This is a genomic window from Flavobacterium panacis, assembly GCF_024649945.1.
GTDB lineage: Bacteria > Bacteroidota > Bacteroidia > Flavobacteriales > Flavobacteriaceae > Flavobacterium > Flavobacterium panacis.
The window spans coordinates 133,807-156,799 of sequence record NZ_JANKMS010000003.1 but is presented as its reverse complement, the minus strand read 5'-3'; the positions used below and the strand labels follow the sequence as shown (position 1 = coordinate 156,799).

The following is a 22,993-nucleotide window of genomic DNA, read 5'->3' as shown; positions in this document are numbered from 1 at the left end:
TTTCTAATAATTTAAAGGATTTGACAAGCCTAATCTTTTCAGGATAAATCTGCGTGTAGTTTTTTTGTTAATGAAGATTAAACATAGGCGTCCTACTTTTCTGGATAGAGAACCAATTTTTTTATCTTTTATCTTTTTAACATCAACGCCCTCTGAGGTTTCTTGTTTTAAATTAGAGACAATATCAAACATCCAATTTTCGATCTTGTTGCCCATATGAAAAGCATAATTTTCTTTAGTAGCAAGTCTTAAATATCCAAGACCATCATTTGGTTGGTCTATAAACTTAACCTCGACACCACCTACTATTTTTATGAAAGCTGGTTCGCTTGTACCTAAATCAAAAACAGCTCTCTTGAGTGTCGCCACAAAATGTCCACAGCCTACTACAGCTGCTCCAGATTTTTTTCTATTTTTTAGAACTAGATATTTTTCTAAATGAATTGGTTTATATAATAATTCCTTATTTCCTAAACTCAAATCAAACTTATGCATTGCCTGAGGATTAAGAACGTCTTCAAATTTCAGTTTGCCTTTAAAGAAACCATAAAACCAAGTGCTCGAAGTACAGTTTGATAATGCTTTACTGCTTGGGACAGGACTTACCATTCCGGCCTCAGGAAAATTAACAAATACTTCTTCAACTGCACTTTGCCATCCTTTTTCAAACAAAACATCAGCATCTGTAATGGTAATAAGTGGTTCCAAATTACCTTTGGATGCAGCAAGAATAGCATTGATTTTGCCTAAATTTTCTTTAGAATGAAAAACTTGATCGATAAGAATATTTATTTCAAATTGCTCATCGATAAATTCTTTAACCAAAGGATGACAATTATTATTATAAATTGTAATTCTTGTTTTTTTATGAACCGTTTTTAACAATGACTGTATACATAATTTAAAAATTTCAAAAGAATCTTCAAAATACCCTTCAAAATGCGGAATATAAACAGGAATTATAATTCTGTGATAATTCTCAATGTGAATGTCCTTATTACCTTTTTCAGGATTAACTCCTATTCTCATAATGGTGTATCAACTTTAAAATTCCTTCTTCTAAAGAAATTAAATCTCTTCCTAAAATAGTTTTCATTTTTGTTGTATCTGGACATCTTCGCATCATATCTCCTTCTTTAAGAGCAGGAAGATGAATAATTTCGGATTTAGAGTTGGCTGTCGAAATAATGTTTCTTGCCAAATCTAAAATTGTCATTTCTATATCGCTCCCAACGTTTAAGACATCATTCACACATTTGTCTTCGTATAATGCTTTTATACACGTATCAATATTGTCTTCCACATAACAAAATGACCTTGTTTGCAATCCGTCACCATACAAGTAAATTGGTTCGTTTTTAATTGCTGCTTTAATAAATCTTGGCACAACAAAATCCTCACTTTGATTTGGCCCATAGGTATTAAAAAAACGGAAAATCGTATATTCTAATCCATATTCCTGATGGTAGGACCTGAAAAAAGCCTCCCCAATATTTTTCACAATTGCATAAGGCAAACGAGAGTTTAATGGCGTTGTTTTTTCATTTTGAGGAATTTCAAATGGTTCTCCATAAACCTCAGAAGAACTTGAATAGAAAACTCTTTTTACTCCAGAATTTTTTGAAAGAGATAGTATATTTTTTATTCCCTCAATATCATTTAAAACTAAAATAGGATTTTCAAGTGTTCTTTTAACTCCCACAACAGCTGCATAATGAAAAACAAAATCAAAATTATATCTTCCAAAAATTGGAACAATATCATTATAATTATTCACATCTGCTTTAATAAAAACAACATTATCTCTTTTCGGTATTTTATTGCTATTACCAGTCGACAAGTTATCTACTATTACAATTTGACAGTTTATGTCTTCTGCTAACCTACCGGCTATTGCACTTCCTACATTTCCGGCACCTCCGGTAATAAGTATGTTTTTCATTTCTATGTTATTGCTGTAAACGATTAAAAACTTTTAAGTAAAAAATTAAAATTCTTCCGATTAAGTTTTACGTATAAAACTTGTTAAATCTTCAAATAAATTGATTCTACAAAAAACTTTCTTCCAAATTTTTTATTATACTATTATTTCCGATCTTCTCTTTAAATAATTTGTTATATTAAATTTTATCATAAATAAATTAGTCCTTAAAGTATAAATCCCAATAATAATTAATTCTAATCCAAATTTCAATTTTTTTTATTCTTATTGAATCATTTTTATACATCATATTCCATCTTCTGATGTGACTTTGCAATAATCTAATCTTTATCAAGTAAAAAATAAATGGATTTTTTATTTTCATTTTCTTAAAGTTATCATAGATCTTTTTTTCAATTCCAATATACTTTTCGTGTTGAAGTGAAAGTCGATCAGGATTATTATATTCCCTATAAAAAGCTAAAGGTTCATTAATATAATAAACTTTATGCCTATAAAACATACGCTGATAAAAATCAGTATCTTCTCCTACTTCAAGACTTTCATCAAATATTAAATCTGGTTTAAAGATTTTTCTTCTAAACAAAGGAGTTGGTGACTTTACTATCCAAACACCTAAAGCATTCCAGAAAACATATCCTGAACGTTTGTTTACTTTACTTTGGGCTGAACCGTAATATTTCCCTGTAAGTTTTCCATTTTCATCCACAACAGCGACTGAACTATGAACACAATCAATAGACGGTTTTTCGAGTAAAATTTTTACTTGCTTTTCGATTTTTGAACTTTCCCAAAAATCATCATCGTCTAATAAAGCTATGAAATCTCCTTTCGCCAAGTGAATTCCATAATTTCTTGCCGAAGATATACCTTCATTCGCTTTAAAATGATAATTGCAATTAGAAAATTTAGTACAAATCTCCTCAGCATATTTATAATCCGAGCCATCATCAATTACTAATACTTCAATATTTGTATATGATTGATTTAGTACAGATCGAATAGCCGTTTCCAGATATTCTTTCCGATTATATGTTGTTATGATAACTGTTACTACAGGAGTCGTCATTTTTTTAAAAGTTTAAAAGCAACAAATCGAATCAATTTATAGAAATACAAGACTTTAAGATTTTTATGCGATTGAATCTTTTGAATGCTAGAAGAATTCAAAAAATCTTTTTTATTACTCCAAATATAATATTTGATATAATGATTTATAAAATAATCGTAATTGTTCTCTTTTCTAAAATAATTCAAATATTTTGCTTTTTCGTGGTAAACACTTTCTAATTTATTTTTTTGTAAAAATGAAGATGTCGATCCTTCATGTCTTCGAAAAAAATTAAGCTTTTTATTTAGAAATGCAAAAGAGCTATTTTGAAGCAAATACGACCAAAGAAAAATATCTGAAGATAATCTGTTATTAAATATCTCTGTCGGAATTACAATCTCAGGTTTTCTAAAAACGACAGAACTGCCATTAGTTATATAAGTGTTAAACGGCATTCGTTCCAAAAAGACACTACTGTCAATTATTTTATATTTATTTTCTTCGACTTCTAAATCCTGAGTTCTATTTGCAGAATTATAAATAACTTTATCATTTTCAACATAATTACTGCTGCAAAAAGCCAAAACTGTTTGTTGATTAAAATCTAAAATCGCAACTAACTGTTCTAGAAAATCCGGTTCACAAAAATCATCTGTTTCTGCAATCCAAATATATTTTGTTGTTGCTAATTCAATTCCTTTTTGCCAAGAGAAATAACCACTTCCTAAATTTTTTTCATTAATAATAAAGTGTTTAACTTTAAAATCAGGATGGTCTTGTATAAAATTATTTATAAAATCAACACTTTCATCAGTTGATTTATCGTCGATTATAATGGCCTCCCAATCTTTGTGTGTTTGATTTAAAATTGAATCAAATCTTTCTTTCAAAAATTCTAAATGATTATAACTCGGAATAATAATTGAAACTTTTGCCATTTATTTTAGTAGTGCTTTCCAAGTTTCAAGAATAGTTTGTTCCTCCATTTCCATACTATACTCTGACAAAATAAACTCTGATGCCTTTTTTCCTTTCTCAATAAAATTGTTGTCCTCTTTTTCATAGTCAAGAATTACCTTTTCCAACGTTTTAGCGAAAGAAACAACATCTCTATCTTCAATTGGATAACAAAAATCTTCTTTAAAAAATTCTTTCCCTCCTTTACCAGCATAGCCTACTACGATACATCCACAGGCCATTGCTTCTGCAGGAGGCATTCCAAAGCCTTCATTAATACTAAAACTTAAAAATATTGCGCAATCTCTCAAACTTTCAGCAACTTGTTTTTCATTCATGTTATGAATTTCAACTAGCTCCCAATTTTTCAATACTCCCCTAAAATTCAACATATTAATTACCTGAACCAGATCGACTCGCAACCTCCGAGGCATGAATGCAATTTTTCTTTTTTTATTTTCATTTGGATAAAAATTCTTAGCATCAATTCCGTATCGAACTCTTTTCACATCCAATTTTGGAAAAGCATAATTTAAATACTCTTTAGCATCTTCTGAATTTACAATCGCTGCTATTAAATTTTCATTCAAATAAGGTGTTACTGTATCTTCTAAATTCAAATCATGGTGAAAAAAAGTTTGGTAAGCACCTTGATTGTAAATTATTTTTTTGTTGTCTATTAAAACCTCAGCAACTTTTGGCCCGTATACTTCGGGGAAAATAAAAATATCATCCTTATCAATCTGAATATTTTTTGATCTGTTTTTTATTTTCAACAACGCCTCTTTGCTCTTCTTATAAACCAATTTCAATCTTAACAAAAGGCCCAATATTCCATTTTGAATTGATTTTTCCTGTAAATTATCTATCAAATCAAATAGAGGGTAAGAATAAGCTACTTGCGTTTCATTAGCAAACCATGTACACTTAAAACCATAATGTCTATGAAGTATATAAGCGTTGAACCCGTTTGCATTAAGCACATCTACTTGTCTATAGATTTGTTTTATTCCACCAGTTGGTGTATTTACATCATCGCAAATAAACAATAAACGCTTTGATTTATTCATTTCTTCTAATGATTTTTTTTATTACTTTTTTCAGTTTCTTTATTGGCGATACTACTTTAACAAAGTAACTAAATCCTTTATTTTTAATGATAAAACCAGCAGCTTCTAAAGTATTGGAATTATTTTTTAAATAATTTTGGAATAAAAATAATTCTTTATTTTTAAGTACATTTTTAAAAGTATCTTCTTCAAATATCAAAACTTTCTTATTTACTTCTTTCAGGTAATAATATAATTTTAAACTATCAGAAATGTCTTTTTTTGATTGAACAGATTCTATTTTCAAAGCTGTTTTTATTTGTGTAGCAGTAAATTTGTCTTCCACAAAAAATTTATTCAACATATGCATTTGGCATCTAAAGATATTCTGATCTTGAAGGTTTTTTCGCACTGCGGAAGTTTGGCCAGAATGAATTCTATACTGTAACAAAACTTCTTCAAGATTGGCCATTTTACCAATAAAAGCTAGACGTGTCCACAGTTCATAATCTTCGGCCGGCTCATAATCTTTATTGTAAATATTTTCCTTTAGTATGTGCGTTTTTATCATTACAGTAGGATGATGAAAAACAGAACCGAAACATAATCTTATTTTTAAGTTATTATGATCAGAAGGATGCCTTACTATTTGCTTATTTCCAATAATTTGCATGGCCGTTCCGCAAATTACAACATCCTGATTTTGATTAAGAAAATCATATTGTTTTTGAAATCTATCTGGAAATGCGATGTCATCGCCATCCATTCGTGCAATATAATCTCCTGTTGCTATAGAAATTGCATAGTTTAAGCTATTTGTATACCCCGTATTTTGTGCTTTTTCAATTAATTTAATTCTGGAATCAAAATATGATTTTATTATTGATAATGTCAAATCGGTTGAACAATCATCAATAATAATTAATTCGAAATCTACAAAAGTTTGATTTAAGATACTTTCAATTGCGTCTTTAATATATAGTTCACAATTGTAAACGGGCATTAATACAGAAACCTTAGGCATTTTATTTTTTGACGAATGATTGCTTAATTGATGACATTATTTTTTTCAAATATTTTAATTTTAATTTATCATATGAAAAATTTTTAACAGCAGTTGAAATTCCTTTTCTATATTCTCCATTTCTTAAAAAATTAAATTCATTGTATACTATCCATGAACCGACCCATAAATGAATGGCGTATGTTTCTGGCTTTATATACTTCTTATAATTTATTGCATCATCGCTTTTGAAAGGTAATGGATAAAAAAAATCTGTTGGATATATAGTAACACCTTCATACATTTTTTTCTCATTTGATTCCTGAAAATTATAATTAAATTGTAACAAATCAGTTGTAATTCTTGTTATTACAATTTTCATCCAATTTATATCGGTCAAGTTCATATTTTCATATTGCATGAAACATTCTTTTATAAAAGAATTGTGTTTCCTACTTCCAATTATTCCACAACTTACAATTCCCTGCTCTTCTGTTCCAAAGAAAACTTCATGTTGGAGTAAATCATTTAGCGGTTTTACAACCAACATGTCCGTGTCTAAATAAATCCCTCCTTGATCATGCAAGATTTTAAACCTAATATAATCAGAGACAAAAGCCCATTTTTTTTCTTTGTATGCTTTCTGCACAAAAGGCAGACTTAAATCTGTATTTTCTTCGTTCCACTCAATTATTTGAAAATCAGAACAATGTTTTTCCCATGTTTTAATACAATCTCTAATAAGTTTTGGTTTTCTTTTTTTTCCAAACCAACAATAATGAATTATTTTAGGTATCATCTAGAAGATTGTTTTTTTAATTGCTTTTTTCCATAGCAGAGAAAAATAACGTTGATAGAATATTTTTTTGAAAGAAAATGGCAAATCGAGGAAATGATTCATCTTATTAAAATATCCGCCTTTATTTTGAAAAATCAAAAGCCAAAAACTTAAAAGCCATTCGTAATTTTGTGAGTATGTTAATTTTGCATTCAATTTTTGACTTGCAAAGTTTACTACTTTGATATCTTCTCTTAACTTATTAATATTTACCGCATTACTATTTTGTGTCACTGATAATTTATGAACCCTAACTTTATTAAGCGCTTTTGCTATAAATGCAACATTTCCGGCCATAAAAACATTTATCCAAAACCACCAGTCACCACTATATCTGAAGTTTACTGGATAATATTCTTCTTTAAGAATATCTTTTCTAAAAACAGCCGAACTCACATTTATTACCGGACATTTATATTTTCCATATTCTTCTAAAAGAATTGATCCTTTTTCGAGATAATTGGATTCCCATCGGCTATTAGAAAAAGTATCCCACCAGTCATTTAGTTTTAATTTATTATTGATAAAAAACATGCTGTTTGAATGTGCCACTACAGCATCCGTTTTTTCTAAAACAGCTACTAAAGTGCTTAAAAAATCTTCATCGGCCCAGTCATCGCTTTCTGCAATCCAAATGTATTTCCCTTTGGCTTTTTCAATTCCATATTGCCATAAACCAAAAGGGGTTCCTGAATTTATTTGATTGTAAAAAATGTGTGATACTTTTTGATTTTCCTTATAACTGGAAATAATTTCTTTGCTGTTATCTGTAGAACAATCATCAAGTATTAGTAACTCAAAATCCTGAAAACTCTGCTTAAGAACGCTCTCAATTCGTTGTTCAAGATATGGCTCATGATTATAATTAGGAATAATTACACTTACTTTTATTCCAGGAATCTGATAAATTATATTGTTAACAGATTGCTCATCAGTATTAAACATGCAATTTCTTTTTAATTTAAATTATCTTAAAAAAAGATCTTTTCAATTCTATCTCAAACAAGAATCGAATGTTTACCCGTTTGAATTGCAAATGATTCAAGGTTTACTTCAAAAAAGCTAGTTTGTGAAATGTGATTAATAGCACCTGCATTTATTTTAATCTCCTTTTTAAAGCCTTAAATGGACTTAATAAAATATGCCCTAACTTATATGAATTGCTACTCCTAACATAATCTATTACTACCATTTCATGTATTTTTTCTCCACTAAAAACGGATTTTCTCTGTTCTATAAAATTTGTGTCAGAAGCAATTACGATGAGATAAAGAGGGTCAACAAATTCATTTTTTATAGCCAAGTAATTTCCAGAGAATACTCTCATTTTATTTTGATTAGTTTCATCAATAATAGATGCCCCACCGCTATATACTTGAGTTAGCAATTGCAATTTATTAAAATACCCCCCTATTAACTCCTTGAAATCTTTTTTATACAATTCTTTTACATGAAACATATTCTTAAAGTTTCTTTCATCAGAATAATAAAATTTATCAGGAGTTGAAATAATTAATAATCCATTCTCTCTTAAAACTCTTTTTACTTCTAACATCATTTCCACATGTTTATCATGATGCTCTAAGGTCTCAAAACTCACAACAATGTCAACACTATTATCATCAAGGGGTATTTTTTCTACACTACCAGTTCTAAACTCTAAATTTCCCTTATTATACTTCGATTTTGCTTTATTAATCGTTTCAGTGTCTATATCAACTCCGTAAACAAATGAAGCATTTTTGCTCATTAGATTACTACCATACCCTTCTCCTGAAGCTATATCTAAAACTACTTTGTCTGTTATGTAATCACTAACAATAGCATATCTATGCAAATGCTCAATAGCATCTCTTGTTAGTATAAAAGTTTCTAATCTTTCACCAGTCCACTTTTTCATCTTAATTTCTTTACTTCCAATTTAATAACGGACGAACAATACCTGGAAAGCCACCTGAATAATTTCCTCTCACAGTCTTACTACCAATTTCGTCAATAATACTAAAGCCAACTACTTCTAATTCATGAAATTCTACATAAAAAGGGTTATATCGCATTATTGCAAAACTACATGAGTAACTTCCTTCTGACAGAAGATTCCCAGGAATAACAACTGATTTTTTATGTATTCCTTTCGAATGTGGTATATTTAATGTCTGTGAATCTTTGTCATGTGAACTTAATATGTGAATATTTTCTACATTGAATAAATTAAATCCATGAGTAAATAATTCACCTTCTTTTAAAATTTCATAGGTAAATTCAATAGTTATCTCTTCAGATATATTATGGTTTATTTTAATTTCTCCTTCATTATTAAGAACTTTTACCTCAATTAATTCTATAAAATCTCCTTTAGGAGAATTGCTACTTAATTTATCCCAAATACGATGCGCCGTTGAGTGCTCACTTTCAAGATATTTTTGCATACAATTATCAATACTCCCTTCAAAAACAATCTTTCCTTGTTCTAAAACAAGTCCTCTTGTACACAAACTCTTAACAGCTGCCATGTTATGGCTTACAAAAAGTACCGTTCGTCCTTCGCCTTTAGAAATATCCTGCATTTTTCCAATCGCTTTCTTCTGAAATTCGGCATCTCCTACAGCTAATACCTCATCGATAACTAAAATTTCAGGCTCCAAAAAAGCCGCAACAGCAAAAGCCAAACGCACTGTCATTCCAGAACTATATCTTTTTACTGGTGTATCGATATAACGTTCGCAACCAGAAAACGCTATTATTTCGTCTAATTTTGAAGCAATTTCTTTTTTGGTCATTCCTAAAATAGCACCATTTAAAAAGATATTTTCTCGTCCTGTCATTTCTCCATTAAAACCTGTGCCAACTTCCAATAAAGAAGCTATTCTTCCACGAGATTTTATGCTGCCTGTAGTTGGAGCAGTTACTTTTGAAAGTATTTTTAATAGTGTCGATTTTCCTGCACCATTTTTGCCAATAATTCCTAAAACCTCACCTTTTTCGATTTCAAAACTAATATCTTGTAATGCCCAAACATAATCTGAAGCTCCTTTTTTTGAGCGATCATTACTCTCTCCAATTTTTAAATATGGATTTTCCTTTCCTCGAATTTTATACCACCATCTATTTAAATCGTGCTTTAAAGTACCTGTTCCAACTTCACCTAATCGGTACTGTTTTGAAATATTCTCAGCTTTTAATATAATATCTTTCATTTATACAGTATCTATAAAACTTTTTTCTGTTCTATTAAAAACTAATAATCCAGTAAAGAAAACAATAGTTGTAAATCCAATTGTATATATTAAGCCTAAAATTGATATGCTGCCAATATTTAACAACATATAACGGGATGTTTCAATTATATATGCCAATGGGTTGTATTCCACTATCCAACCAAATTTTGGAAGTTTTTCTTTTATCAATTCCATCGGATACATTACAGCGGATATATACATTAAAAGTTGCACTCCAAACCCAACTAAATTGTTTAAATCTCTATATTTTGTTACCATTGAAGAAATTATCATTCCTAATCCCAATCCCAAAATTCCCATAAATGCAATTAGAACTGGAAAGAATAATATGGATGCATTTAGGTTTAAATCTACTCCTTGAAAATAAAAGATAAAATAAAATAAAATAAAAATTCCAAACTGAATACCAAATTTGATCAAATTTGAAATAACAATAGATAATGGAGTTATGATTCTCGGAAAATAAACTTTTCCAAATATCGCAGCATTGGTTCTAAAAGTATCTGAAGTTCCAGTAAAACAAGCTGTGAAGTAATTCCATACCATAATTCCAGCAAGATTGAACAAGAATGGTGGAATAGATCCTGTCTTAATTCCTGCAACGTTATTAAATATAATAGTAAAAGTGATTGATGTAAATAAAGGTTGAATTAAGTACCATAATGGTCCTAAAACTGTTTGTTTATAAACAGTAATTATATCTCTTTTTACAAAAAGCAGCAATAAATCTCTATATTGCCAAATTTCTTTAAAATTCAGTGAGAAAAATTTATTTTTTGGTTTTATTTCAAACAACCAATCGTTTGTACTATTAAAATTTTCCATTTATATAAATGTGAGAAAAGAGACCTAAATTAAATTAAAAATTTAACAAGATTTTTAACATTCAAGAAATTGTTCAAAAATGCCAAAAGGTGTTTTTTGAAAAAAACACCTTTTGATTATACTGAATATATTTATTATTCTTTTATTTGTCTAAGACTTCGAAAGTAGAATTCATACTCTTAAATTCTGGAACAATCTTTTTCATCTTAGCTACAATATCATCATTTTCGTAGAAATCAGCAATTCCGATAAGTTCATCCACTTCATTGTGAAGATTTTCATATTCATCCTGAATTTCCTGTGCAATCATAATTTTGTTATGATAAGTTGGTAATGTTTTTGAAGTATCATTTAATAATTCTTCGTACAATTTTTCACCTGGTCTCAAACCAACAATTTTTATTTTTATTTCCTTATCTGGAATAAAACCGGCCAGTTTAATCATTTTTTTAGCCAAGTCAATAATTTTAACTGGTTTACCCATATCAAAAATATAAATTTCACCACCATTACCCATTGCTCCAGCTTCTAATACAAGTTGACATGCTTCAGGGATTGTCATGAAATAACGAATAATATCCTGATGTGTTATAGTAACAGGTCCTCCTTCTGCAATTTGTTTTGTAAACAATGGAACAACTGATCCGTTTGATCCTAAAACATTTCCGAAACGAGTAGTGATAAACTTAGTGCCACCTTCTACATTTTCTCTTTGATTCTTCAAGAATAAAGATTGTACATATTTTTCGGCAATACGTTTACTGGCTCCCATAACGTTACTCGGATTTACAGCTTTGTCTGTAGAAACCATAACAAACTTCTTGACCTTATATTTACAAGATAAATCTGCTAAATTTTTTGTCCCTTTAATATTGGTTTGAATAGCTTGCGCTGGATTCTCTTCCATTAATGGTACATGTTTGTATGCTGCAGCATGAAAAACAACGTGTGGATTATAATTTTTGAATACTTTATCTAATGCTTTTTTACTGCGTACATCTGCAATCACAGCTACAATCTTAGTATTCAAATTCATACTTTGCGTCTCTAAGCATAGATTATGCAGAGGTGTTTCAGCATGATCAACAACAATAACTTTTTTAGGGTTAAAATTCAACACTTGACGTACAATCTCGCTTCCGATAGACCCTGCAGCTCCAGTAATTAAAATTGTTTTATCCTTTAATTGTTTAGAAATTGATTTACTATCTAGAACTATCGGTTTTCTTTCCAATAAGTCTTCAATCTGAATATTCTTAACTTTTTGAGAAATCTCTTTTTGGTTTTCCCAATCAGAAATTAAAGGAACTGTATATACTCTGTAATTAAATTCCAAACACTGATCAACGATAATCAATTGTTCATCTTTAGTTAAACTCTTATCAGCAATAATAACCCCTTCTGCAGCAACAGATCTCATTAAGGCAGGAAGTTTTTTTCTTAAAATTAAGATAGGAAGATCCAGCATACGTTTAGACGCATTCTGATTATTCTTATCTACAAATCCAACAATTTTGAATCGAGAAGGTGTTTCAAATTTTAATGCATTTGCTACAGAAATTGCATTAGCATCTGTTCCATAAATAACTGTTCTAACGAGTTTTGTTGTCGCTTTCTCAGAAAAATACATTTCAAATGTCTGCTTTACAATAACACGGTATAAAAACAGTCCACAGAAAGACAATACCAAATTTATAAAAAGAGCAGTATTTAAGAACGCTTTGTTTCCTGTGTATAATTCAAATACTAAATTTATAAACAGAAAGAAAACTAAAACTGACATCTGAGAAAAAAGCAGTTTAATTGCATCTATATAAGATGAATGCCTAATGATTCCCGAATAAGTTCTAAAAAGCCAAAAGAAGAAAATATTAACAAAAATCAAACTTCCGACAAAGTAAAAATCATGGGAAGTGATTATATATCCTATCGCTGTACCTTCAAAAAGCAAATAAGTAAAGGAAAATGAAAAAAACAAAACCATTACATCAATTGCAATAATAATCCATCTAGGCAAATAACTTAAATTATTAATATTTGCCCTAAGATTTCTTGGCGAAAAAGTCTTGTATAACAAGGAGGTTACACTATTTGGTTTGTCTGTACTCAATTGAGGTTTGGTTTAAATCTGTAAACTAGTTTCTACAAAAATACAAATTAAAGGTTTTAAATAATCAGTTAGTGAATCTAATTAAATTTTAACACCTTTTTTCTTTTGTTTTAAAAATTCTAATAAATATGTTCCATATCCTGATTTAAGTAATGGCTGAGCTAATTCTTCAAGCTGAGCATCACTGATAAATCCTTGTCTCCAGGCTATTTCTTCAATACAACCTACTTTGAGTCCTTGTCTTTCTTCCAAAACCTGAACAAATTGTCCAGCTTGCATCAAACTATTAAAAGTTCCTGTATCAAGCCATGCCGTACCTCTACTCAAGATTCCAACTTTCAATTGTCCCTTTTCAAGATAAACTTTATTAACATCCGTAATTTCGTACTCACCTCTTGCACTCGGTTTAATATTTTTTGCAATTTCAACTACAGAATTATCATAAAAATAAAGACCTGGGACTGCATAATTTGATTTCGGTTCTAAAGGTTTTTCTTCTATAGAAATTGCATTTTTATTCTCATCAAATTCCACTACTCCGTATCTTTCTGGATCAGAAACATGATAAGCAAAAACTACACCTCCCTCTGGATCAGCATTATCTTTTAATAATTGCTGCATATTTGTTCCAAAGAAAATATTATCTCCCAATACTAAAGCAACTTTATCATTACCAATAAATTCTTCTCCTATTACAAAAGCCTGAGCTAAACCATTTGGATTTGGTTGTTCTGCATAACTAAATTTACAACCAATTGTACTTCCATCTCCTAAAAGCTTCTTAAAATGTGGTAAATCATGAGGCGTCGAAATAATTAAAATTTCATTAATTCCCGCCATCATTAATGTTGACAATGGATAATAAATCATTGGCTTATCATAAACCGGCATTAATTGTTTACTTACCGCTAGTGTTAATGGGTGTAATCTTGTTCCAGAACCTCCAGCTAATATTATTCCTTTCATAAAAATTTGATTTTAGATTTCAAAATTTTGCTTCACAATAGAATACAAAATGTCAAATTGTTTTTTATATAAATATCTTTTTCAAACTATCTTTAAAATTTGGGACATCTAAATTATAAACGGATTTTATTTTTGTTTTATCCAACAATGAAAAATTTGGGCGCTTTGCAGGAGTAGGATATGATGAAGACGGAATGCCCCCAACTTTACAATTATAATTTCCTAGCTCTTTAATGATCAACGCAAATTCATGCCAACTAATTTCACCCTCATTAGAATAATTGTATATTCCTGGAATCCATTCTGCAGATTCAATTATCTCGATCATTGCCATTGCCAAATCAGCAGCATAGGTAGGTGAACCTATTTGGTCATTTACAACGTTAATTTCGTCTCTTTCCTGCATTAATCTCTGCATGGTTTTTACAAAGTTATTTCCGAATTTACTGTAAACCCAAGAGGTTCTTATAATAATGGATTCAGGATTTTCTTTCAAACATGCAATTTCACCAGCAAGCTTACTTTCTCCATAAACATTTATTGGATTAGTTCCTGATTCTTCATCTAAAGCTATTGAAGATAATCCGTCAAAAACATAATCTGTTGATACGTGAATTAATTTTACATTATTTTCTTTCGAGTATTTTGCAATTAACTCTACTGCTAAATTATTTATCATAAAGGCTAAGTCTTTTTCCGATTCAGCTTTATCAACAGCAGTATAAGCACCACAATTAAATATAATATTTGGTTTAATTGTATCTAATTGTGATTTCAATAATTCTAAATTATCTAATGTAGCTTTTGTTCTATCGGCAAAAACCCATTCATAATTAGGATATGAAGTAGATAGAACTAAAAGTTCAGATCCTAATTGTCCTGTTGCACCAGTTACAAGAATTTTTTTCATTAAAATAAACTATTACAATTTTCAATAAAAGGGAGAATTTGATCTTTTTCTGAAACTATTGCATCTTTTAAGTCCATACCCCAATCAATATTTAAAGAGGGATCGTTATATTTAATTCCACCTTCAGAAGGTTTATTGTAGAACTGATCACATTTATACATCACCGAAGCTGTTTCGCTAATAACTGAAAAACCATGTGCAAATCCTTGCGGAACCAATAATTGTTTTTTATTTTCTGCAGACAATAGAACACTGAATGCTTTTCCATAAGTAGGAGAATCTTTTCTCAAATCTACAGCAACATCAATGATTTCCCCTTCCAAAACACGTACTAATTTTGTTTGAGCAAAAGGAGGATTTTGATAATGTAAACCTCTTAAAGTCCCTTTTTTTGAAAAAGATTGATTATCCTGAACAAAATCAATATTAATTCCTAAATCTTCAAATTTTGTCTTACTGTAAGACTCAAAAAAGTAACCTCTTTCGTCTCCAAAAACTGTTGGTTCAACAACTACTAAATCTTTTATAAATGTCTTTTCAATTTTCATCTTTAATCTAAATGTCTTTTATGATTCAAAAAAAATATCTAATACACTTTTTATCCTTACTCGCTCCTCATCTGTTAAATTTGAGCCAGATGGCAAGCATAACCCTTTTTCAAATAAATTTTCTGATTTTTTTTCTCCATAATAAGGATATCCTTCAAATATTGGCTGTAAATGCATTGGTTTCCAAAGTGGCCTGCTTTCAATATTTTCAGCTTCAAAAGCTAATCTTAAATCTTCTCTTGTTTTTCCGCTAAAGTTATTTGGTTCAATAATGATTGCAGATAACCAATGATTTGAATAATAGTCTTCATTTGGTTCTGTCAAAACAGTCACCCCATCAATATTCTTAAAATAATTAATATAAAAATCGTGCATTTTTCGTCTTAAATTAATATGTTCATCTAAAACTTCCATCTGCCCTCTACCTATTCCTGCACAAATATTACTCATTCTATAATTATAACCCACCTCACTATGCTGATAATGTGGGGCATTATCTCTAGCTTGTGTTGAAAGAAAAACCGCTTTGTCCTTTACTTCTTTATTATTACAGACAATAGCTCCTCCTCCAGAAGTGGTAATTATTTTATTTCCATTAAATGAAAGTACACCTATGTCTCCAAAAGTACCGCAACATTTGTTTTTGTATTTGCTTCCTAATGCTTCAGCACTATCTTCTAAAATAGGAATTTCATATTTACTTGCAATAGCATGAATGCTGTCTTTTTTGTATGGCATTCCGTAAAGATGCACTGCAATTATAGCTTTTGGTTTTTTACCTTTTGCAATTCTATCTACTATGGCATTTTCTAAAGCAATAGGACAAAGATTCCATGTTTCTAATTCACTATCAATAAAAATAGGAGTGGCTCCTAAATATAATATAGGATTTGCTGAAGCTGAAAAGGTCATACTTTGACATAGAACCTCATCACCAGGTTTTACTCCCAACAAGATAAGTCCTAAATGTATTGCCGCCGTCCCTGAACTCAGAGCACCAACAAAAACATCATTGTTTAGATAATCCTCTAAGTCTTTTTCGAAACCGTTTACATTTGGCCCTAAAGGTGCTATCCAATTTGTATCAAATGCTTCTTGGACATATTTTTGCTCATTTCCTCCCATATGAGGAGAGGATAGCCATATTTTTGAATTACTCATTTGTTTAAAATATTTTTCTTGCAGGATTTCCAAAATAGGTTCCTGATTGTTTAATCGACTTCAAAACCAATGCCCCAGCACCGATTCTGGTATTGTCTGGAATTACTACGCCTGGGAGAATAACAGCATTTGATCCAATAAAAACGTTCTTACCAATTTTTGCGCCTCCACCTATATCAACATTTGCCATAATACTTGTAAAATCCCCAATGGATACATCATGTCCTACTTGAGAACCAATATTTACAAGAACTAAATTACCAATACTAACATCACAGGAAACTAAAGCATTAGGCAATAAAACGAATCCGGTTCCAAGATTTGTTCTCTCACCTATTAAACATGATTCATGAATATATGATCTTACTAAGATCTTATTTTTAACGATTTCATGATATAATTTTTCCTTTACTTCTACATTAGAAATTCCACAAATAATACTCTGATTATATTTTATCTGTTCTAAATCTATTTTCCCTAAAATCTGAAGATTAATATTATAATCGTTTAAAGCATCTAAATTATCATCAATAAAACCTATTATATTCCCATTTTTATGAGAAGATATATTATACCAACTCGCAATTTCTCTCGCTAAACCTCCGGCTCCGAGAATTATGATTTCGTCATTACTGTACTGAGTACCCTCCATCTATTTTAATATTTTGTCCTGTAATCCATTTACTATGGTCTGAAAGCAAGAAAGTAATCAGAGGGACAACATCTTCAACCTCTCCTATACCTAGAGGATGCATTTCCTTGATTTTCGTAACATTTTCATCCTCTATTTGCGAAAACAACTTCTGAGTCATCGGTGTATTTACAATTCCAGGAGAAATCGCGTTAACTCTAAATTTTCTTTTTGCAAGCTCCAGAGATGATGATCTTACTAATCCTAAAATAGCTGACTTCGTAGAACAATATCCAATTTTTCCAGGCTGACCTAACTCTCCCATAACAGAAGATACATATACTACACTAGCTCCATCATTTGAATATTTTTGCTTTGAAAAATACCTCAACAATTCTATTCCTGAAAAAACATTAATATCAAATATTTTTTTCACAGACTGTGTATTATACAACGTTAACGGCAAAGTTTCTTCTATTCCCGCACAATGTACAAAGCCATCGAACTTCTTACCTGTCAATGAATCATCAAAAATTTTTTTATAATCATCGAACAAATTAAGATCAAGAGAAACGAATTTAAAATTTTCCTGAAACTTATTTTTCAAATGGCTAATTTTATCTTCATTTCGACCTACAGCAATTATGTTACAGTCACTATTTAATAAAAATTCGCAAAGAGCTAGTCCAATACCTGAAGTCGCTCCTGTAATTAATATTTTTTTTCCTTTTATCATCTTGAATCCTACTAATATTTCCCTTTATTTCTATTTTAATAAATTTCTGAAATATATTAATTGAATTTATCTAATCCTATTCTTTCAATTAAAGAGTCAATTGTTGTAATTTCTTTTAAGTCGTCAGCATTTAAGGTAACTCCAAACTCATTTGATACAAATCCAATCAATACCATTGCCGCCATTGAATCCCATTCATCTAAGTCTTTAAGATTTGTAGTATGCTCTAAAGTCGTTTCAATTTCTAACTCTTCCCCTAATGCTAAAATGAATTCTTTCTTTTCCATAATTTATTTTTTTATAATTTATTTTTAATTTTAATCAAGCCCCCTGACCATGAAAGTCCTACTCCAAATCCAACAATTGCAACTATTTTTTCACTTTCAATCGTTTCACTGTATTTCTTTAAAGCAATTGGAATTGTACAGGAAACAGTATTTCCTCCGTTTTCTAAATCAATAAAAAAAATTTCACTTTGAATTTTTAATCTTTTACGCATGAAATTAAGCATATAAGCATTTGCCTGATGGAATACAAATTGGTGTACATCATCTGTGCTTACATTATTTTTCTCTAATATTTCTTTTGTAAAACTTGGTATTACCTCGCTAGTAAAATTAAAGACCTCTGGTCCATTCATGTACAAATGATTATCGCTATAAGTATTATCGGTCCCATATACTATTTCTGGTGCATTTTGGTCAAATGGAAATCTACTACAACCATTTTTTACTATAAGTTTATCAAAACCAGATCCATCTGTTCCAAAAATAAATTCTCCAATACCATCAATTTCGTCGTATGAAATTAATGTTGCTGTTGCAGCATCTCCAAATATCGCTCTATTTGAACGATCTAGAGGGTGCAGATATTTTGAGTACGTTTCTGCCGTTACTAGTAAAACATTTTTAACTTGTCCTGACAAAATTAAACCTTTTGCCAAACTCACACCATATGTAAATCCTGAACAACCTAAATTAAAATCTAATGCTCCAATATTTTTTTTTAGTCCCAACTTGTTTTGTAGTATACAAGCTGTTGTTGGTAAAAAATATTCAGGACTTTGCGTGCAATACAAAATATAATCTATTTGATTTTTATCCTGATTTTCAAAAAGCTTTTCGCAAGCCTGAAGAGCTAAATCAAAAGCAGTTTCCTCTTTAACCCAATATCTATTTTTAATACCAACTTTCTCTTCAAATTTTGAAAAGTCATAATCTGGATACATTTTTCCTAAATCTTCATTAGTGATTTTGTTCTCAGGATAAACATATTCAATTGCTTTTATAATCATTCCCATATTAGTTTCCTTTAAATGCTTCTGTAGTTGCTGAATTATCAGCATTAATACCTTCCGAGATGAACACCTTTTTTATGGTTAAAAATACTATTTTTACATCTAATGCAAGTGAAATATTTTGAACATAATAAACATCATATTCAAATTTTTGCTCCCACGAAATTGCATTTCTCCCATTTATTTGGGCCCAACCTGTAATTCCTGGCTTAATATTATGTCTTTGCTTTTGAAAATCATTATATAAAGACATGTATTGTGGAAGCAATGGTCTTGGACCAATTAAACTCATGTCACCTTTCAGTACATTCAATAATTGTGGAATTTCATCCAAAGACGTTTTTCTTACAAAAGCCCCTACAGTTGTCAAACGAAACTCATCAGCTAACAAATTACCATGACTGTCTTTTTTATCATTCATAGTTTTGAATTTAATAATTTTAAATTCTTTACCATCCTTGCCTGGTCGAACTTGAATAAAAAATGGTTTCCCTTGATTAGCAATAACTAAAAATGTAGTGACAATAATGAAAATCGGAGAAAAAATAATTAAAAAAATTAATGATATAAAAAAATCAATAACTCTTTTAAACAAAATTTTATACATCATAAATTATGTTTTCAATTAACTTAATATATTTTTTAGCAAGAATTTGTCTGTCAAAATTAATTTTCGCATACTGAAACCCATTATTTCCTTCCTTTACTAATTGAGACGGATTACTTAAATAATGTCTGATTACTCTATTGTATTCACTGATGTTTTCGGGTTCAATATATGTTCCTGCATTTGCTATTTCAACCAACTCTCTTGAAACTCCATCAATGGCCATTAGTATTGGGGTTTTACAAGAAAAATAATCAAAGGTTTTATTAGAATATACCGTCTTAAATGTATCAACCTTTTTTAACACAGATGCTCCCATTTCTGAAGCCAAAATATATTTAAATACTTCCTTTTTTGGAACTGGATCAATAAATCTTACATTTTTCACATTTCCTTCAGCAGCCAATTTAATTAATCTTTCTTTTTCCATTCCTTGTCCAATTAATAAAAAAAGAACATTTGTATCATGCAAGACTTTTCCAGCTTCAATAATTTGTTCTAAATGATTTGCTAAGCCATGTGCTCCAACATATGTAATAACAAAATAATTTTCCAGATTATGTTCCTTTCTGAAACTATTTCTATCGAATGTTTCATTCAACTCATCAGAAAGACTGAAGTCAGCCGCGTTCGGAATCATAATTAATTTACTTTCTGGGACATTTTTTACATCTCTTAATGTATTATAAAAGGCAGGTGTAAGAACATTGATTAAATCCGCTCTTTTATAAATAAATTTTTCGAACCAATATGCCGCTTTAATAATCCATTTATTGGTTAGTACTCCAGTATCTATTGCTGATTCAGGCCATAAATCTCTAATTTCAAAAACCAATGGAATTCTTTTAAATCTTGATATTAAATAACCACTGAACCCTACAAATAAAGGAGGAGAAGTAACAATAATAACATCAAACTTACCATCGACTTTGAAAATACCCGCCCATATAGATGAAAACATGAATGAAAAATACCCCCATAAACGTCCTAAAAAACCAGAATTATAAGCTTCAGATACATGAGTTCTATGTACGGTCACTGCTCCTTGTTGTTTTTTTACAAAATATTTCTTTTTATACTCATCACGTTTTGAATTGCCAACATAATGCATCATTCCAGCTATTACAGTAATATTGTGCCCCTCCTCAATCCATGTTTTTGCCATTTCATTCCATCTTGATCCACCAGAATCATCTTCTTCAAGAAAGTATTGATGTAAAAGTAAAATATTCATCGTTATTGTATATTAATTTTTGTTTTTATATCTTTTTCAAATGGAAAAGAAATTGCTTTACCTTCCTTATATTCTCCATAATATAAGGAATTAAAAGATTGTATGTTGTTTGATTGTACCTCACAATCGACAATTGTAGCATGAAATTTTACATTATTTTCATCGAAATGCCAAATCTGATTTTTGTGATTATTATCTAAATTATCAACTCTATCTTCTATCTCCCAATCTAATTTACCTTTACTTTTTATCAAAGTTCTTGAGTGTCTTGCCTTAGGATTAAGATATCTAAAGGCACTAATACTACCTTCAAAAATATAAGTCGATTCCGTCTCTATCAATTTAGCCTTAATTGCTTGAGACCAATAAAACCAAATAAACCTACTTCCTTTCAGCATTTGAGATTTATGCTCGATAGTTACAGAATTATGCGCTCCAGTTCCTGTAAAATACTGTTGCATTTCATTACTAGTATTGTATTTATAAGTTCCTGAATCTCTCAAATAATTTATTCCTTTATACCAAACATCTACATGTAAGTTATCTGCATGCGCTGGACGATCTTTATGCTTTCCACATCTTATAAAAGTAAATGTATCACTATCTCTAATTAAATAGTATCCTCCGTAAGGGAAATTAATAATTCCTTGTTTTTTTTTTAATTGAGTATCTTTTTTCCCATTAGAGCAATTAGATAACCAATTAAAATCTTGACAGGCTTCACTTACATCATCAAAAAGAGGAATTCCTTTTAAGATTTGATGTAAAGTATTTAATTGCGGACGATAATCTCTGTAGTCAGACTCTGTAAGTGGAAAAAATAGTGCTCCATCATTAGCTCCATAATTAGGTAAATAACCATTTTCATCTTGGAGACATTGAAACAAAAAATTCAAAGACAATTCAGCTCTATTATAAACAATAGGACTGAACCTTTTTTTATGTCTTTCGGTTATTGACAATCCTAATGAAAATAATTGAATCAGTACCCTATGATAATTCATAGAAAACTGTAAAAAAGTACCATCTGGATAAATTTGATACTTAATCTCTTTTTCAAACCATTTTCTCCCTTTTTTTGCCCATTTTTTTGTTTCAGGTATAAATGGGAATAAAAATTCACTTAATGTTAAAAATAACGTTTCTGTAATAGCATGATTATTACGAACTGCAATTCTTGAAAAATTTATATGATAGTATACATGATGCAACGAAGCATAAATTACATTTTGAATTTCACTCCAACGTTTCTCTGTTAATGAATTGCTGTTCTTATAAAAATATAATGCATAACACCAATTAAAGATTCTTAACGAAATTTCTTGACTACATTTCCAATTTGGTCCCTGATTTATAGGATTTTCTTTTATCCAATTTTCAATTTCATCAAAAACAAATGACGAATTGTCCTCGTCATTATGATAATCATTACGAATAATAGTTAATAAATAAGAAAATCTGGACTTTTCCCAAACGTACTTTATATCACCATTTTCTGCACTAAAATCCTGGATTTTTGACCAATGTAGTGAATTATTATATTTATAATTTGTTACTGGATTAGTAAGCCAATCATAATTTTTTCCTATTTCGATCCATTCCCTATTAAAAAAAAGTAAGGAACCAGATTTTATAAGATTTACTTTTTCTTTAAGCGAAAGCGAGGGACTTTTTAAAAATGTTAATTTTTCTCTTTCTTTTATTACAAAATCTGGCGTATTTAATCGCCACTTCTCCAATGATTGAGAAGACGGATTTTTAAAGAAATACGGATGTCTTTTCTCTAATACACCTGTTCTTTTTTCTATCTCATGAAGAATACGGTATGAAGTATATCGTAATCCCATGTTATAAAAAAGTTGAACTCCTAATTTTAATTTCATCTGATA

23 protein-coding genes are annotated in these 22,993 nt (G+C 29.8%); all 23 read right to left on the bottom strand.

Annotated features, from left to right (window positions below):
- Positions 1-3 precede the first annotated feature (3 nt).
- Entirely contained in the window at positions 4-1,029 is a 1,026-nt protein-coding gene (locus tag NQQ59_RS08780; protein WP_144217720.1) for a glycosyltransferase family protein, read from the bottom strand.
- Positions 1,013-1,942 (bottom strand): NAD-dependent epimerase/dehydratase family protein, encoded by a 930-nt coding sequence (locus tag NQQ59_RS08775; protein WP_144217717.1) that lies wholly within the window; start codon positions 1,940-1,942, stop codon positions 1,013-1,015. The genes NQQ59_RS08780 and NQQ59_RS08775 overlap by 17 nt, the downstream gene beginning before the upstream one ends.
- A 199-nt stretch (positions 1,943-2,141) precedes the next feature.
- Positions 2,142-3,011, bottom strand: coding sequence for a glycosyltransferase family 2 protein (locus tag NQQ59_RS08770; protein ID WP_144217715.1), 870 nt, complete (start codon positions 3,009-3,011; stop codon positions 2,142-2,144).
- Entirely contained in the window at positions 3,008-3,931 is a 924-nt protein-coding gene (locus NQQ59_RS08765) for a glycosyltransferase family 2 protein (RefSeq protein ID WP_144217713.1), read from the bottom strand. Before NQQ59_RS08765 ends, NQQ59_RS08770 begins: the two co-directional genes overlap by 4 nt.
- Positions 3,932-5,020: a glycosyltransferase gene (locus NQQ59_RS08760; RefSeq protein ID WP_144217711.1), complete on the bottom strand. Its 1,089-nt coding sequence runs from the start codon at positions 5,018-5,020 to the stop codon at positions 3,932-3,934.
- Positions 5,013-6,023, bottom strand: coding sequence for a glycosyltransferase family 2 protein (locus NQQ59_RS08755; RefSeq protein ID WP_144217709.1), 1,011 nt, complete (start codon positions 6,021-6,023; stop codon positions 5,013-5,015). Before NQQ59_RS08755 ends, NQQ59_RS08760 begins: the two co-directional genes overlap by 8 nt.
- Before the next feature lies 1 nt (position 6,024).
- Entirely contained in the window at positions 6,025-6,801 is a 777-nt protein-coding gene (locus NQQ59_RS08750; protein ID WP_144217707.1) for a glycosyltransferase, read from the bottom strand.
- The gene (locus NQQ59_RS08745) at positions 6,802-7,785 is read right to left on the bottom strand and encodes a glycosyltransferase family 2 protein (RefSeq protein WP_144217706.1); all 984 of its coding nucleotides are present in this window, start codon (positions 7,783-7,785) and stop codon (positions 6,802-6,804) included.
- Between the two features lie 151 nt (positions 7,786-7,936).
- Positions 7,937-8,740 carry a class I SAM-dependent methyltransferase gene (locus NQQ59_RS08740; protein ID WP_144217704.1) on the bottom strand — a complete coding sequence of 268 codons (804 nt, stop codon included), beginning with the start codon at positions 8,738-8,740 and terminating at the stop codon, positions 7,937-7,939.
- Between the two features lie 10 nt (positions 8,741-8,750).
- Positions 8,751-10,037, bottom strand: a complete 1,287-nt coding sequence (locus tag NQQ59_RS08735) for an ABC transporter ATP-binding protein (protein WP_144217702.1) — start codon at positions 10,035-10,037, stop codon at positions 8,751-8,753.
- On the bottom strand, positions 10,038-10,904 hold the full coding sequence (locus tag NQQ59_RS08730; RefSeq protein WP_144217700.1) for an ABC transporter permease: 867 nt from the start codon (positions 10,902-10,904) through the stop codon (positions 10,038-10,040). It abuts the gene before it with no gap.
- A gap of 142 nt (positions 10,905-11,046) precedes the next feature.
- Positions 11,047-13,014, bottom strand: coding sequence for a polysaccharide biosynthesis protein (locus NQQ59_RS08725; protein ID WP_144217698.1), 1,968 nt, complete (start codon positions 13,012-13,014; stop codon positions 11,047-11,049).
- Between the two features lie 81 nt (positions 13,015-13,095).
- Positions 13,096-13,980 (bottom strand): glucose-1-phosphate thymidylyltransferase RfbA, encoded by an 885-nt coding sequence (rfbA, locus tag NQQ59_RS08720; RefSeq protein WP_144217696.1) that lies wholly within the window; start codon positions 13,978-13,980, stop codon positions 13,096-13,098.
- 64 nt (positions 13,981-14,044) lie between these two features.
- Positions 14,045-14,890, bottom strand: a complete 846-nt coding sequence (rfbD, locus tag NQQ59_RS08715) for a dTDP-4-dehydrorhamnose reductase (protein WP_144217694.1) — start codon at positions 14,888-14,890, stop codon at positions 14,045-14,047.
- Entirely contained in the window at positions 14,890-15,438 is a 549-nt protein-coding gene (rfbC, locus tag NQQ59_RS08710; protein ID WP_144217692.1) for a dTDP-4-dehydrorhamnose 3,5-epimerase, read from the bottom strand. Before rfbC ends, rfbD begins: the two co-directional genes overlap by 1 nt.
- Before the next feature lie 18 nt (positions 15,439-15,456).
- On the bottom strand, positions 15,457-16,599 hold the full coding sequence (locus NQQ59_RS08705; RefSeq protein WP_144217690.1) for a DegT/DnrJ/EryC1/StrS family aminotransferase: 1,143 nt from the start codon (positions 16,597-16,599) through the stop codon (positions 15,457-15,459).
- A gap of 4 nt (positions 16,600-16,603) precedes the next feature.
- A complete protein-coding gene (locus NQQ59_RS08700; RefSeq protein WP_144217688.1) occupies positions 16,604-17,251 on the bottom strand; it encodes an acetyltransferase in 648 nt (215 codons plus the stop codon).
- The gene (locus tag NQQ59_RS08695) at positions 17,229-17,966 is read right to left on the bottom strand and encodes an SDR family NAD(P)-dependent oxidoreductase (protein WP_144217686.1); all 738 of its coding nucleotides are present in this window, start codon (positions 17,964-17,966) and stop codon (positions 17,229-17,231) included. Before NQQ59_RS08695 ends, NQQ59_RS08700 begins: the two co-directional genes overlap by 23 nt.
- A gap of 56 nt (positions 17,967-18,022) precedes the next feature.
- On the bottom strand, positions 18,023-18,253 hold the full coding sequence (locus NQQ59_RS08690) for an acyl carrier protein (protein ID WP_144217684.1): 231 nt from the start codon (positions 18,251-18,253) through the stop codon (positions 18,023-18,025).
- A gap of 11 nt (positions 18,254-18,264) precedes the next feature.
- A complete protein-coding gene (locus tag NQQ59_RS08685) occupies positions 18,265-19,266 on the bottom strand; it encodes a ketoacyl-ACP synthase III (protein ID WP_144217682.1) in 1,002 nt (333 codons plus the stop codon).
- Between the two features lies 1 nt (position 19,267).
- Positions 19,268-19,870: a sugar transferase gene (locus tag NQQ59_RS08680; protein WP_144219809.1), complete on the bottom strand. Its 603-nt coding sequence runs from the start codon at positions 19,868-19,870 to the stop codon at positions 19,268-19,270.
- Positions 19,863-21,104, bottom strand: coding sequence for a glycosyltransferase family 4 protein (locus tag NQQ59_RS08675; RefSeq protein WP_144217680.1), 1,242 nt, complete (start codon positions 21,102-21,104; stop codon positions 19,863-19,865). The genes NQQ59_RS08680 and NQQ59_RS08675 overlap by 8 nt, the downstream gene beginning before the upstream one ends.
- Positions 21,105-21,106: 2 nt before the next feature.
- Positions 21,107-22,987, bottom strand: a complete 1,881-nt coding sequence (locus NQQ59_RS08670) for an alginate lyase family protein (RefSeq protein ID WP_257698174.1) — start codon at positions 22,985-22,987, stop codon at positions 21,107-21,109.
- Positions 22,988-22,993 lie beyond the last annotated feature (6 nt).

What these genes read in the sequence shown, in the direction of transcription:
- NQQ59_RS08780 (WP_144217720.1), bottom strand. Translation starts at nt 1,029, where the DNA reads ATGAGAATAGGAGTTAATCCTGAAAAAGGTAATAAGGACATTCACATT.
- NQQ59_RS08775 (WP_144217717.1), bottom strand. Translation starts at nt 1,942, where the DNA reads ATGAAAAACATACTTATTACCGGAGGTGCCGGAAATGTAGGAAGTGCA.
- NQQ59_RS08770 (WP_144217715.1), bottom strand. Translation starts at nt 3,011, where the DNA reads ATGACGACTCCTGTAGTAACAGTTATCATAACAACATATAATCGGAAA.
- NQQ59_RS08765 (WP_144217713.1), bottom strand. Translation starts at nt 3,931, where the DNA reads ATGGCAAAAGTTTCAATTATTATTCCGAGTTATAATCATTTAGAATTT.
- NQQ59_RS08760 (WP_144217711.1), bottom strand. Translation starts at nt 5,020, where the DNA reads ATGAATAAATCAAAGCGTTTATTGTTTATTTGCGATGATGTAAATACA.
- NQQ59_RS08755 (WP_144217709.1), bottom strand. Translation starts at nt 6,023, where the DNA reads ATGCCTAAGGTTTCTGTATTAATGCCCGTTTACAATTGTGAACTATAT.
- NQQ59_RS08750 (WP_144217707.1), bottom strand. Translation starts at nt 6,801, where the DNA reads ATGATACCTAAAATAATTCATTATTGTTGGTTTGGAAAAAAAAGAAAA.
- NQQ59_RS08745 (WP_144217706.1), bottom strand. Translation starts at nt 7,785, where the DNA reads ATGTTTAATACTGATGAGCAATCTGTTAACAATATAATTTATCAGATT.
- NQQ59_RS08740 (WP_144217704.1), bottom strand. Translation starts at nt 8,740, where the DNA reads ATGAAAAAGTGGACTGGTGAAAGATTAGAAACTTTTATACTAACAAGA.
- NQQ59_RS08735 (WP_144217702.1), bottom strand. Translation starts at nt 10,037, where the DNA reads ATGAAAGATATTATATTAAAAGCTGAGAATATTTCAAAACAGTACCGA.
- NQQ59_RS08730 (WP_144217700.1), bottom strand. Translation starts at nt 10,904, where the DNA reads ATGGAAAATTTTAATAGTACAAACGATTGGTTGTTTGAAATAAAACCA.
- rfbA (WP_144217696.1), bottom strand. Translation starts at nt 13,980, where the DNA reads ATGAAAGGAATAATATTAGCTGGAGGTTCTGGAACAAGATTACACCCA.
- rfbD (WP_144217694.1), bottom strand. Translation starts at nt 14,890, where the DNA reads ATGAAAAAAATTCTTGTAACTGGTGCAACAGGACAATTAGGATCTGAA.
- rfbC (WP_144217692.1), bottom strand. Translation starts at nt 15,438, where the DNA reads ATGAAAATTGAAAAGACATTTATAAAAGATTTAGTAGTTGTTGAACCA.
- NQQ59_RS08705 (WP_144217690.1), bottom strand. Translation starts at nt 16,599, where the DNA reads ATGAGTAATTCAAAAATATGGCTATCCTCTCCTCATATGGGAGGAAAT.
- NQQ59_RS08700 (WP_144217688.1), bottom strand. Translation starts at nt 17,251, where the DNA reads ATGGAGGGTACTCAGTACAGTAATGACGAAATCATAATTCTCGGAGCC.
- NQQ59_RS08695 (WP_144217686.1), bottom strand. Translation starts at nt 17,966, where the DNA reads ATGATAAAAGGAAAAAAAATATTAATTACAGGAGCGACTTCAGGTATT.
- NQQ59_RS08690 (WP_144217684.1), bottom strand. Translation starts at nt 18,253, where the DNA reads ATGGAAAAGAAAGAATTCATTTTAGCATTAGGGGAAGAGTTAGAAATT.
- NQQ59_RS08685 (WP_144217682.1), bottom strand. Translation starts at nt 19,266, where the DNA reads ATGGGAATGATTATAAAAGCAATTGAATATGTTTATCCTGAGAACAAA.
- NQQ59_RS08680 (WP_144219809.1), bottom strand. Translation starts at nt 19,870, where the DNA reads ATGTATAAAATTTTGTTTAAAAGAGTTATTGATTTTTTTATATCATTA.
- NQQ59_RS08675 (WP_144217680.1), bottom strand. Translation starts at nt 21,104, where the DNA reads ATGAATATTTTACTTTTACATCAATACTTTCTTGAAGAAGATGATTCT.
- NQQ59_RS08670 (WP_257698174.1), bottom strand. Translation starts at nt 22,987, where the DNA reads ATGAAATTAAAATTAGGAGTTCAACTTTTTTATAACATGGGATTACGA.